We start from the raw sequence: 12,105 nt of genomic DNA, 5'->3' as shown, positions 1-12,105 counted from the left end.
TCTTCCTCAATCACAGCGTCCCGTGGCATTTCATTGGCCCTTGCGCTCAAAGTTCCCGATGAGATCGGCTACCAGCTGCGGGTTGTCGGCCTTTGCCAGAACCGTCGGAGTAACGAGATTGGGCTCGCCCTCACCAGTAACGGCGGCCAGGGCTGCGTCAACGATGGACGCTGCCAGGGCATCCATAGGTATCGCGGAGCTTGCCCGGTACATGCCGCCTTCCTTGACCGCGGCCAGACCCTCAGGTGAGCCATCCTGGCCAGCTATGTAGACGGTGTTTGGGTCGATTCCAGCGTTCTTGAAGGCCTTCATCGCGCCGATGGCGGACTCGTCGCTGAGCCCAATGAAGATGCGCAAATCGGGGTGCTCGCGCAGGGCATCTTCCGCAATTTGAAGACCGCATGCTTGATCCGTGCAGTTCTGTTCAGAAACAACTTTGAGGCCGGCCTCTTCAATGGCTTTGATGGGAAGTTCGTATCTGGGTCGCGAAGGCGGCAGCGTAGTCAGCGTAGTGACCGCGGCTGTTGCACCGCCGTCGGGGTAGTTTTTCCCGATCCACGCTGTGACATCCGCCGCGATCTGCTCTCCTTGGAGCTTGTTATCAAAGCCGACGCTGCCGTCTTGTCCGTCCATGCTGGTCAAATACGTGAGCCACTTGGTGCCCTGGCTCTGTGCCTGCTTCTGGAGTCCGGCGAAAGCCGTCGAGTCGACTGGCCAAAGGACGATGGCGTCCACGTGCTGCGTCACCCAGCTTTCAACCGTGGCACGCTGGCTTTCCAATTTCATTCCGGTGGTGTTGTCCAGAAGCAGGTCGACGCAACCAACTTTGGTGGCGTACTCCTTGGCCAATGACTTCAAAGCTTTGATCACCTCGGCTTCGCCAATCGGGTGACTGAAACCGACGGTGTACGTCTTCGAGCATTCGGCGTTGGCAGAGCTGGATGCTGGTGCGCTGCAGGCCGAAAGCGAAGCCGTAGACGCCAGGGCCAAAGCCGCCACACCTGCAATGAGGGTTGGTTTGAGATGCATAGTTTGTGAGCCTCCTGGGCGATGGAATGTGGGGCCGCAGGGTGGTGATTCCTGGGGAGTAGATCCAGCCTAGGAAGGGCCCGCTCTGGCTACCATCGGTGATTTCACGTATATTTGTGATCCGGATCGCTTTACAAAGTGCGAGCCCTTCATGCGAAACCCCCACAGACTTGCTGTCCGGGTCATTGTCGCCGCTGGTTTTATCTGACAACCAACGTGAGCTTTTCCCTACGAACCATGGAGGCCACATGGACTCCGCGTCCCGGGTTCTCATCTTGCAGGACCTGCAAAGCGAAGACATTATTCGCCGGCGCAACGCATACTTCGACCTCGTTCGCTTCGAAAGCGGTGCGGGGGCGATCCTTCTGACGTACGTGGATCCTATGGCTCAGACCCACATCGCGGTGGGAAGTTCGGGCTACAGGGACAGCGTTGTGGACTACATCACCCGGGATCTGCTTCTCCACGACAAAGCGGCCAGACAAGCACTGCGGGATGAGTCCACCATTTATGACTGGGATAACCTCCCAGGCTACCGGGCCTCAGCGCCCGCGCTTCTGCATTTCGGACCAGAAGGGTTCAACAACGGAGTCACGATGCCCCTGACAGTCAAGGGACAGATCGTGGGAACTTGCAACCTCAGTACCGATCGCGCGGCCTGGCCTGCCCTCACGGCACCTATGTTGACGGCTCTGCGACCGGTACTTGCAGAGATGGTCGAACGCGCCAGGCAAAGCCGCAGCCTGGGGCTTACTCCGCGTGAGTTGGAGATCCTCCGGATGGTCAAGAGGGGTCTGACGGACACGCAAATTGCCAGCGAACTCTTTCTCTCACCACGCACGGTTTCCACGCACATGGAGAACGCGCGCGGCAAACTTTCTTCGACAACCAGAACGCGCGCTGTCATTGTTGCCACAGACCTTGGGTTGATTTAGCAGCTGCCTGTATCCAGGGCACAGCCCTGCTTGCGGGTTGCCCAGGCCGACGGTTGATCATCTGCGGGCGCCAGGCTCCGCAGAGTCCACGTTTCCGCGTATTCCTCAACCTGCCTGGCAAGGTTGGCCGTAGCAGGATCATTCAGGAGCTCGTCCGCAGCCAGCGACATCAATTGCACGGCCCGGGATGCAATTCCCGGATCCTCCAGCCCAAGACGCGCAGAGACTTCCCAGTCCGGGGAACCGGCACAGATACCTCTGGCTTGGTCCGAGACAGCGGGATTGGCGATGAGCGCGGAAACTACGGCGGCGGGAACAGCCCACCAGCAGCCGGGCTGGGCATCGATGTATCTGATCTCGAAGTACCCTTTGGGCCGGACATGGGGGAAGAGAGTGCTCAAATGCTGCTTCAAGTCCTCAAGGTTTGCCGGGGGTCGGTCCGGTACCACTGCTGTCCCCAGACGGAGCCAATCGCGGAACGTCAGGCCAGCCGGGGCTTGCCACTCCCCCGCGTCGCGCCGAATCATCATCAGGGGGGCGTCCAAGGCCCATCGGGAGTAAGACACTCCGGGATCCTGGGCAGCGCTGAAGGGCGGCACTCCAGTCCTGGCCGGGTCCAGAGCGAGCCATGCCGCAAGCCGTGTGCTCTTCCAACCACTTCGTCGACCACCGATCCAGCCCGAGTTCGCGAACGTCGCTGCCAGCACTGGCCCTATTGAATACAGCAGGTTCCACCGATGACGGATTTCGACGTCGTCCGCCCCAGCCTCGACGTTGATCTGCACTGACGCTGTGGAACACATCATGGTTTGGCCCGCCGGCGCCCACGGTTCAAAATACTTTTCCATGGCAGCGTAACGTGGGGCTTGCGTAATCCGCCTGGGCTCCAGGTGTGGGGACACTCCTGCACCCACGAGGATTGCATCCAGGTCGGCCGCCTGCTCCCGCAACAGTTTCAGGCTGCCGTGCACCGATGTAATGACGTCCCGCAAAGAGGCCTCGGGGTGCGAGCTCAGCTCAAGCTGACCACCAGGTTCCAGAGTAAGATTTCCATGAACGTCCAGAGGCCGCAGTTCCGAGAACAAGCGCCGGTAGTTGTCGTCAGCAAACGGACGCTGCAAGGAGGGGTCGCCGATTCGACCCATGAGCAGCTCAAGTTCGAGACCGATGCGCCCGGCAGGGCCGGTCGAGAAGCATGTGCGCTGAATCCACTCCTCGGCCGCAGCGACCGTAAGGGGTGCTTCCTGCTGGTCGGCGGTGGTGTTATGGCCGCGGAGAATCCCGGTGGACGTCATCAGGTTTTGGTCCTTTCGAAAAATAGAGAAAGGGGTCTGGGTGGACCACCTCCAGGAAGCGATCCACCCAAACCCCAACTCTGCGCGGCCTCCGGCGCGCAGGCCCGAATCAGGCCGGGATGTCGCCGTCGTACCGCTCGGCACCCGGGAGAGCCTCGACCCAGGGCTGGGCGGACCGGCACCAAACTTCCACCGTCGGCTTGAGCCACGACGTGTCGTTGAGTGTTCCCGCTTTGACGAAGGCCAATCCAGGCATCGCGTCGATGCGGCCAACAATTGGCGAACCGCATTCCCCGCAGAATGACCGGTTGGTGTTGGTCTTGTGCTCAGCGCCGACGGTGATGAACGTTTTCACCGCGTCGCCGGTGATTGTCAGCTTGTCGTCGTCAACGCCGATGACCAACGAGTACGCGCCGCCGGTCTGACGCTGGCAATCGGTGCAATGACACAAGGCCGTGAACTTCGGTTCGCTGTCAATCGTGTAGGTGACTTCACCGCATAGGCACTGTCCGTCGAGTTTCATGTCTGCTCCTTGAGCTTCATTGGTAAGGGACTTCAGGGGAGGTCGCACTGCTGTCGTGTCGATCATCACATCCTAAACTGAAACAATATCGTATTTCAGAATTTGGCAAAAGGTCTTGCGTGTCCAGTCCCTGCGCCCCTAAACTGAAACCCGAATCTGTTTCAGCATTCGTTTTGTTCACCGCTCCACGGCAAGCCGCCGCATGATAGGAGAGATCACATGGGAGTTTCCATTACGGAGGGCACGAGTACCATCACGCCCCCGAACTTCAACGGACCCTACGGACTGCTCATTGATGGCAACATCATCCAGACCGAGGACCATTTTGACGTCTACAACCCGGCCACAAACTCGGTCCTCGCATCCGCACCCCAGGGCACACGGGAACACATGGAACGCGCCATCGGTGCCGCCAAACGGGCTTTCCCTGCGTGGGCGGCGCTGACCGCAGACGAGCGCGAAGCGATCATCGTCGAATTCTTCGAGGCGCTCGAGGCCCACAAAGAAGAGTTCATTACCTTGCTCTCTCTGGAGCAGGGCAAGCCACGGCACAATCAGGCGACGTTCGAAGTTAACCTTGCCAATCCCTGGATCCCCAACACTGCCAAGTCGAGGCTTGAGGACAAGGTGCTGGTGGAGGACGATGAAAAGCGCGTGGAACTTCGCCGCTCACCACTCGGCGTTGTGGGGGCCATCATTCCGTGGAATTACCCCTACCTTCACGTTCTGTGGAAGACCGTCCCCGCGCTGATCACCGGCAACACCGTAGTTCTCAAGCCTTCTCCCTACACCCCGCTCTGCGCACTGCGGATCGGGGAGCTGGCAGCCCAGGTCTTCCCGCCCGGCGTCTTCAACATCGTCACAGGCGGCAACGAACTTGGGCAGATCCTCACCGAGAGCCCAGACGTCGGGATGATCACCTTCACGGGATCCACGGAAACCGGTACCAAGATCATGGCTTCGGCCGCTGGCACCATCAAGCGGGTCACCCTCGAACTGGGTGGAAATGATCCTGCGATCCTGCTCCCGGACGCGGACTGGCGGGACGCGGTGCCGCAGGTATTCAACGCCGCCTTCGGAAACTCGGGTCAGTGGTGCATCGCGGCCAAGCGCATCTACGTGCACCGCTCCTTCCACGAAGAATTCGTCAACGCACTCGTGGACTATGCCAAGACACAAAAGGTCGGCGACGGCATGGATCCCACCAGCGATCTTGGTCCCATCAATAACCGCATGCAGTACGACAAGCTTCGCGACCTCTTCGAAGACACTCGACGCAATGGCTACGACGTCCCGCTCGGGGGCACCATCGACGAGTCCCTGGACGGGAACTTCGTCCCGGTCACCATCGTCAACAACCCTCCCGAGAACAGCCGCATCGTCCAGGAGGAACCTTTTGGGCCGATCGTACCCGTCCTCGTGTACGACGACGTCGACGACGTCATCGAGCGCGCAAACGCCACCATTTTCGGCCTTGGCGCAACTGTGTGGGGACGCGACGAGGAGCGAGCCCTGGCCGTGGCGGATCGCATCGACTCGGGCAACGTCTGGGTCAACCAGGGCCAGAGCCACCCAGACCACGCACCGTTCGGTGGCCACAAGCAGTCGGGCCTGAGCGTCGAACACGGTGATGAAGGCCTGGCCTCGCACACCAACAACAAAACCGTTGTGATTCGGAAGCGCTAGCAGCTTTTCTTCAGCCAAACCATCCCAGGGTGCCGGAACCGGACCCGCTCATTCACAAGGAGAAACCATGCCCAAGAACCTCAAAGTCGTTCCGACCGACGAATATGACCAGATCGTCAGCACCGTTCAGAAGTATGTCGAAGGCCTGCGAGTTGGCAGCCCCGAAGGCGTCGCGGAGGCCTTCCACGCCGAAGCCACCATGTATGGCTTCACCAACGGCCAGCTTCTGGGCGGCCCCATCAAGAACCTGTACGACTTCGTCGCGGAAAACGGCGCCGCTCCGGACGTCAAAACCCGCGTGGACGTCGTCGGTATCACACAGACCACTGCCGTCGTGAAGGTCGACATGGAAAACGACGCCATTGGTGCTGACTACACCGACTTCCACACCCTGTTGAAGCAGGACGGCGAATGGAAGATCATCGCCAAGGTCTACCACCAGTACGAGGCCTAGTCCAACAGAACCGGGGGAGGCTTACGCCTCCCCCGGTTTTTTCGTTCTTACTGGTATTCAACACGCGAGGGTCGAGAATGATTTCGGAAGCAATCCAGCGAACGGCCGCGCCATTGCGCCAAGAGGTGGTAGCCGCCCTTCGCCGGGCGATCGTTACCTCCGAGTACAGTCCTGGGGAGAGGCTGGTCGAGACTGCGCTTTGCGATAAGTTCTCCGTCAGCCGGACAGTGATTCGTGAAGCGCTGCGGCAGCTGGAGTCCGAGCAACTGATAGTGACGGTGCCGAACAAGGGCCCCGAAGTTGCAACCCTCACACCCGCCGAAGCCCGAAGTCTCTATGAAGTTCGCGGCGCTTTGGAATCGCTCGCCGGAAGCCTGTTCGCCGAGCGAGCCACAGAAGCTCAGCGCGGGCAACTCGTTGCGAGACTTTTTGATATCCGAAGAGCAGAGTCAGCAGGCGGGGCGCAGAAGTTGCTCGCCGCGAAGGACAGCTACTACGAGGTACTTCTGGCCGGCGCTGGCAACAACGAAATCTCGGGCATGCTTCGGCAAATCAATGCCCGCACCCAAGTACTGAGGGCCCTCTCTACAAGCTCCCCGGGGAGAAGTCCGCTCATGCTGGCGGAACTGACGGACATCACCACGTCAGCGGCCATCACTAGAGATCCCGAGGCAGCCCGGCGAGCTTGTGAGGTGCATGCATCAAACGCTGCGGAAGCCGCACTTAGTGCCATGGAGTCGACGCCTAAGCCTGGACACCCATAAAAGCATGAATGAATACAAGGAAGGGATGCACGCGATTCGCGTGCATCCCTTCTTGCCTTTGGAAAGTCGGTCTCTGCCTGTCAGCCAACGAGGGTAGACACGGCCTCGGCCACTGGTGTCTCGCCATCGGTTAGTTCGACGATGGTCCGGGTCATCCGTGGGTTATGAAGCGCCGCGTCAATGAACGCCGCAACGTTATCGCGTCGAATGTCTCCGTACTCAATCGCAGGGCCCGCGGTAACCCGTCCATCTCCGGGGTCGTCAGTCAAAAGCCCCGGCCGAACTATCAGCCAGTCCAGGTCAGTGCGTGTGAGGTAGACGTCTGCTGTCTTCTTTGTGCGCATATAGTGCTCAAAACGTTCATTCACCGACTCACCCCGCCCCGACTCCGGGAAGGCGGAGACCAGGACAAAACGGGACACCCCAGCGAGGGCGGCAGCATCGGCAGCCTTCTCCAACCCCTTGCCGTCGATGAGGGTGGTCTGGTCGATTCCGGTGCCATGGGCGCCAGCAGAGAAGACGACGGCATCGTGTCCCTTAAACTTTTCGGCCAGCACCTCAATGGAGTCCTTAATCAGGTCCCCCTCCACGGGCGTAGCGCCACTGGAGGCAACCGTGTCCGCTTGATCGGGATTCCTGAACATTCCTGTGACGGCATCACCGCGGCCACTCAGCAGTTGAGCCAGACGTCGGCCTACTCCCCCCGCTGCGCCTACTTGGAATATCTTCATGTGCATCTCCCTCCACGTTAAATACGATAATCATCGTACTACGACTAGCATAGGACTTATAAATCGTCACGTCCTTGAACTTCTTGGATAATCGAAGAATGCGAACTTTGGACCACCCTACGCCCGACGATATTCACATCGATGGCGTGCTTTCGGCACTGGCCGACCCTATCCGGCGTCGGATCGTGACCCAACTGGCCGATGGCCATGACGACCAGGCATGCATCGCATTTGAGTTACCCGTGAGCAAGTCCACGTCAACTCATCACTTCCGCGTGCTTCGCGAGGCGGGAATCATAGAACAGCACTATCAGGGAACGGCGATTCTCAACACGCTTCGAACCGACGTTATGGAATCGCTGTTTCCAGGTTTGCTCAGCGTCGTCATTGCAGCAGAACGCAGTTCCGAGCTGAAGCAACGAGCATCCTGAACTACGACCGCCCGCGTCTAGTTCTGGGGAACCAGGATCTCGCCAACCTTTGATTCGACAGGAGCCTTGCGGCCGCTTCGGAGTCGAAGCTCAATATAGGTTGCAAGCCGCGACAGGCCCAGATTGATGACAATCATCACGAGCGCGATCACTACGAGCGCCGGTATGTAGTTTGAATAGGCCGAGCCGGCCTGGATGCCTTGCCGCACGGCTTCCACGTAGGTGATTTGGTAGCCAAGCGCAGTGTCCTTCAGCGCTACTACCAGTTGAGCGACGATTGCCGGGAGCATTGCCGTGATCGCCTGGGGCAGGAGAATCATCCGGAGTGTTTGTCCACTGCCGAGGCCAAGAGCCACAGCAGCTTCCCCTTGGCCTCGTGGAATGGCTTTGATTCCTGCGCGCACAATTTCTGCAATGACCGCCCCGTTGCTCAGGGCAAGGCCGGTAATTACCGCCGCAACCGCAAGATCGGTGGACGGGAACAGGTCGTAGTCGGCGAAGAGCTGAAAGCAGAAAATCATCAGAATCAGCAGCGGAATTGCCCGGAAGAACTCCACCACAGCGGCGCACGCGTAGCGCACCAACCGGTTGTCGGAGAGACGCCCGATGCCCAGCAGGATTCCCAGAATTATGGCCAGGATGATGGCAAAGACCGCAGCCTGAAGTGTTCCCACGATCCCGGGCAGAAGGTAGGTCTGCCACATTTCCGGCGTGAGAAATGGCTGCCACTTCTCCGGCGCCAGTTGCCCCTTGCCTGCTAGGGCTGACATCACGAACCAACCGGCCGCTGCCAGCCCAACGACGCACAGAGCGCTGACGACGACGTTCAGAATTTGCCCCTTGGGCCCGGGGACGTCATACAGGTTGTTGATGGGCGCTTGAGTGTTGCTCATCGCTTTACCTCAAACTTTCTGCTTAGGTATCCGAAAGCCGCACCTGTCGGAAGAGTCAGGCACATAAAGCCGGCCCCGAAGATCAGCCCAACGACGATGAGGGCGGAGGTGTTCTCGATCATTTCCTTCATCAGGAGGGCGGCTTCAGCCACGCCTATGACTGACGCAACCGTTGTGTTTTTGGTCAACGCAATGAGGATGCTGCCCAAAGGCGCAATGACCGCCCGGAAGGCCTGCGGCAAGACGATGTGGCCCAAGCCCTGCACGAAGTTCAGGCCCAACGACCGGGCCGCTTCCGACTGGCCAGGAGGGACCGTATTAATACCTGCCCTTAGCGCTTCGGATACGAACGTCGACGTGTACAGGCTAAAGGCCAGGACGGCCAGCCGGAACGAGCTGTCCGTGATGGATGTGGGGGACTTTGGATCTGCCAAGGTGATACCGAGTTGCTGTGCCAATCCGAACGATGCGAAAAGCACCACAAGGGTCAAAGGGGTATTCCGGATAATGTTCACGTACCCGGTGGCAAGCGTCCGCATCGCCCAAATCGGTGATACCCGCATGGCAGTCAGGACAGTGCCCAATACCAACGAGCCCAGTGCAGACAGCGCCGTGAGCTGCAGGGTGATCAGGAAGGCCGCCAGGATCTGATCCCCGTATTCGTTGAGGATGTTCATGTTAACTATCCAGTCTCTTGTCTGGCTGCCCGACTAGTAGCGGTCTACCACTGGCGTGGCGGGCAATGCATAACCGGACGGTCCAACGTTGCTCTCAAACGCTTTGGCCCACGATCCGTCGTCGATCATGGACTGAATGGCGTCGTTGATCTTGGCACGGCCCGCGGTGTCATCCTTCTTCAGACCAATGCCGTAGTTCTCCTTGCTGAAGGTACTGCCAACAAGCTTCAGCTTTCCCTGATTGGCAGCTGCATAACCGGCAAGTTGAATATCATCCGTGGTCATTGCGTCAACGGCGCCGCTCTTCAGGGCTTCAACGCATGCGGAAGGGGTGTCGTACTCCTGAAGCTGCGCGTCCTTGCTGTAGTTCTTCTTGATGTTCTGTGCTGGTGTGGAACCGGTCACCGAGCACAACTTTTTGCCCCCATTCAGGGACTCCGGGCCCGTGATGTCTGTGGAGTCAGAACGAACCAGGAGCGACTGGCCAGCCAGGAAGTAAGGCCCCGCGAAGGCGACCTTCTCCTTTCGGGCGTCATTGATGCTGTAGGTGTTCACCACATAGTCCACCTGCCCGTTCTGGATCAGGCTCTCTCGCTGCGCCGGAGTCGCTTCCTTCCAGGTGATGGAAGACTCCTCGACGCCAAGCTTCTTGGCGACATACTTGGCAACGTCAACATCGAAACCCTTGAATGATCCGTCGGGAGTCTTGATTCCAAGCCCTGGGCGATCGAAGGAAATACCGATGGTGAGGTGGCCCGATTGTGCGCTGGCTTCAACTGTTTTGGCTTTGTCGGATGCACCGGAGCAACCGGCGATCGAGCTGGCAAGGAACAGCGCTGCGGCCGGAATGGCCAGGAACTTGAGCTTCACGATGTGCTGCTTTCTAGATTGGGGTGACTTGTCAGTGGCTGAGGATCTTGCCGAGGAACTCTTTGGCCCGCTCGGTGGTTGGGTTGTCAAAGAACCGGTCCGGCGTTGTGTCTTCGAGGATCTGACCATCGGCCATGAACACCACCCGGTCGGCGGCGCGTCGAGCGAAGCCCATCTCGTGCGTGACTACGAGCATCGTCATGCCTCCTTGCGCCAGAGACGTCATGACATCCAGTACTTCGGTGACCATTTCCGGGTCAAGAGCCGAGGTAGGTTCGTCGAAGAGCATCACCTTCGGCTCCATGGCCAACGCCCGGGCAATGGCTACACGCTGCTGCTGTCCACCCGAAAGCTGGGCGGGGAGTTTATGCGCCTGATTTGCTATACCCACCCTCTCGAGCAGGGCCATTGCCCGCGTTTGAGCCTCGGCCTTTCCGATACGTCGCACCTTGAGTGGTGCAAGCATGACGTTTTCGAGAATGGTTTTGTGGGCGAAGAGGTTGAATGACTGAAAGACCATTCCGACGTCGGCCCTGTAGCGCGTCAGCGCCTTGCCTTCCTTGGGGAGAGGCTTGCCGTCGACGGCGACCGTGCCGGATTCGACGGTCTCCAGCCTGTTGATAGTTCGGCAGAGAGTCGACTTTCCCGAGCCAGAGGGACCCAAGACAACCACAACCTGGCCCTGGGCAACCTCAAGATTGACATCACGGAGCACGTGCAGAGGTCCGAAATGCTTGTTGACCCCCCTGATGGAGATCATCGCCTTCTTCTCGTCGGCAGCAGCCTCAGAAGTGCTGTTAACAAACTTTTGCAGTTCCATGTTCGCCATTCGTTCGGGGATATTTCGTCTCGACGGTCGTGGGGGTAGGTGCAGGTTTCTCACCCCGGGCTCCATGTGACCTAAATTACGAAAGTAAGAATGTTAACATTTGTACGGCAAAGATCAGGAGAGGGCAAGTCGATGCGGGAGCTCCGGACGCGGACGAGGCCGGCACCGGGCTTCGTCCGCTGGCGAACTTTCAGAAGGACGTGTGACTAGCCTGCACCTTGGAGGCGTTCTTTGCTGTCGAGGTCGGCTTTGATTCTTTCGAACGCAGTCTCGATGTGCTCACGCACCAGCTCTTCAGCCTTCGCACCATCCTGGTCGCGGATGACGCGGAACATTTCCCAATGCTCTGGGCCAATGCGGGCCCTGTAATCATCATGGCCTTGCTGTCGATTGAGGAGAAGCAAAGCGATCTGCGAACGCAGACCCAACCAAACCTGCTCCAACCTCTCATGACCGGCACAGGCGTAGATCGCATCATGAAACGCAATGTCCGACTGGAGCATGTCACCCCTATCCCCCAGGGCGGCCGCCCGCTCAATGTCCTCGGCACGCACTTGAAGGAGGTCCAAATCCTTCCCGGTGCGGTGTGCAATCAGCCGCTGAACGGCGAGCAACTCTATCGAGTACCGGAGCGAGTAGATCTCTTCAAGGTCTTTGTGCGTAAAGACGGTAACCCGCGATCCTCGGTGCCAGTCGCCTTGAAGCAGGCCCTCCTGCCGCAGCAAAACGATGGCATCCCGCACTGGTCCGCGACTGACGGATAGGGACGCGGCCATCTCCACTTCATTGATCCGTTCCCCCGGAGGTATTTCCCCGGCCAGAATTGCGTCACGGATCCGGTCCGCGACATCCTGGGCCATTCCGCGACGTTTCAGGGGTGCGCGAAGGGTTCCGTTCTTGACATTTGCTGTGGTGTCAGATTTCATAATGTTAACATTCTTGCAGTTGGAGGCTTGCTGGTCACGTCTACCACACTATCCCAGCACTC

14 protein-coding genes are annotated in these 12,105 nt (G+C 59.0%); 5 read left to right on the top strand and 9 right to left on the bottom strand.

Translation table 11 applies throughout. The features are described 5' to 3' along the window. Positions 1-30: 30 nt before the first annotated feature. On the bottom strand, positions 31-1,029 hold the full coding sequence (locus JMY29_RS08870; protein ID WP_055976455.1) for a sugar ABC transporter substrate-binding protein: 999 nt from the start codon (positions 1,027-1,029) through the stop codon (positions 31-33). A gap of 248 nt (positions 1,030-1,277) precedes the next feature. On the opposite strand from JMY29_RS08870, the gene JMY29_RS08865 reads away from it, so the two are divergent. Beyond that, complete coding sequence (locus tag JMY29_RS08865; protein ID WP_055976457.1) at positions 1,278-1,964, top strand: response regulator transcription factor; 687 nt, start codon at positions 1,278-1,280, stop codon at positions 1,962-1,964. Here the strand turns inward: JMY29_RS08865 and JMY29_RS08860 are convergent. Both JMY29_RS08860 and JMY29_RS08855 read right to left on the bottom strand, forming a co-directional pair. Then, positions 1,961-3,259, bottom strand: a complete 1,299-nt coding sequence (locus JMY29_RS08860) for a glutamate-cysteine ligase family protein (RefSeq protein WP_189075696.1) — start codon at positions 3,257-3,259, stop codon at positions 1,961-1,963. The genes JMY29_RS08865 and JMY29_RS08860 overlap by 4 nt on opposite strands. Before the next feature lie 109 nt (positions 3,260-3,368). After that, positions 3,369-3,782, bottom strand: a complete 414-nt coding sequence (locus JMY29_RS08855) for a GFA family protein (protein ID WP_039240861.1) — start codon at positions 3,780-3,782, stop codon at positions 3,369-3,371. Between the two features lie 219 nt (positions 3,783-4,001). Here JMY29_RS08855 and JMY29_RS08850 point away from each other — a divergent pair, with 219 nt between their 5' ends. The 3 genes from JMY29_RS08850 to JMY29_RS08840 all read left to right on the top strand — a co-directional run bounded on the left by JMY29_RS08850 (position 4,002) and on the right by JMY29_RS08840 (position 6,686). Next, positions 4,002-5,468 carry an aldehyde dehydrogenase family protein gene (locus tag JMY29_RS08850; protein WP_055976461.1) on the top strand — a complete coding sequence of 489 codons (1,467 nt, stop codon included), beginning with the start codon at positions 4,002-4,004 and terminating at the stop codon, positions 5,466-5,468. 67 nt (positions 5,469-5,535) lie between these two features. Next, positions 5,536-5,922, top strand: coding sequence for a nuclear transport factor 2 family protein (locus JMY29_RS08845; RefSeq protein ID WP_189075697.1), 387 nt, complete (start codon positions 5,536-5,538; stop codon positions 5,920-5,922). A gap of 77 nt (positions 5,923-5,999) precedes the next feature. Continuing rightward, complete coding sequence (locus JMY29_RS08840) at positions 6,000-6,686, top strand: GntR family transcriptional regulator (protein ID WP_055976467.1); 687 nt, start codon at positions 6,000-6,002, stop codon at positions 6,684-6,686. Between the two features lie 80 nt (positions 6,687-6,766). Here the strand turns inward: JMY29_RS08840 and JMY29_RS08835 are convergent, their stop codons facing one another. After that, positions 6,767-7,417 carry an NAD(P)-binding oxidoreductase gene (locus tag JMY29_RS08835; protein WP_055976508.1) on the bottom strand — a complete coding sequence of 217 codons (651 nt, stop codon included), beginning with the start codon at positions 7,415-7,417 and terminating at the stop codon, positions 6,767-6,769. Positions 7,418-7,515: 98 nt separating this feature from the next. On the opposite strand from JMY29_RS08835, the gene JMY29_RS08830 reads away from it, so the two are divergent. Beyond that, entirely contained in the window at positions 7,516-7,848 is a 333-nt protein-coding gene (locus tag JMY29_RS08830) for an ArsR/SmtB family transcription factor (RefSeq protein ID WP_055976469.1), read from the top strand. Positions 7,849-7,865: 17 nt separating this feature from the next. On the opposite strand, the gene JMY29_RS08825 is transcribed toward JMY29_RS08830, so the two are convergent. The 5 genes from JMY29_RS08825 to JMY29_RS08805 form a co-directional block, all read right to left on the bottom strand. Then, a complete protein-coding gene (locus JMY29_RS08825; protein WP_055976472.1) occupies positions 7,866-8,741 on the bottom strand; it encodes an amino acid ABC transporter permease in 876 nt (291 codons plus the stop codon). Further along, positions 8,738-9,418: an amino acid ABC transporter permease gene (locus JMY29_RS08820; protein WP_055976475.1), complete on the bottom strand. Its 681-nt coding sequence runs from the start codon at positions 9,416-9,418 to the stop codon at positions 8,738-8,740. The genes JMY29_RS08825 and JMY29_RS08820 overlap by 4 nt, the downstream gene beginning before the upstream one ends. A gap of 33 nt (positions 9,419-9,451) precedes the next feature. Continuing rightward, entirely contained in the window at positions 9,452-10,291 is an 840-nt protein-coding gene (locus tag JMY29_RS08815) for a glutamate ABC transporter substrate-binding protein (protein WP_429331906.1), read from the bottom strand. A gap of 28 nt (positions 10,292-10,319) precedes the next feature. Continuing rightward, positions 10,320-11,048 (bottom strand): amino acid ABC transporter ATP-binding protein, encoded by a 729-nt coding sequence (locus tag JMY29_RS08810; protein WP_039241428.1) that lies wholly within the window; start codon positions 11,046-11,048, stop codon positions 10,320-10,322. Between the two features lie 275 nt (positions 11,049-11,323). Beyond that, positions 11,324-12,043, bottom strand: coding sequence for a GntR family transcriptional regulator (locus JMY29_RS08805; protein ID WP_082499822.1), 720 nt, complete (start codon positions 12,041-12,043; stop codon positions 11,324-11,326). Positions 12,044-12,105: the final 62 nt, after the last annotated feature.

The sequence above is a fragment of the Paenarthrobacter nicotinovorans genome, from assembly GCF_021919345.1.
Classification (GTDB): Bacteria; Actinomycetota; Actinomycetes; order Actinomycetales; family Micrococcaceae; genus Arthrobacter; species Arthrobacter nicotinovorans.
This window is presented reverse-complemented; position numbering and strand designations above follow the sequence as displayed.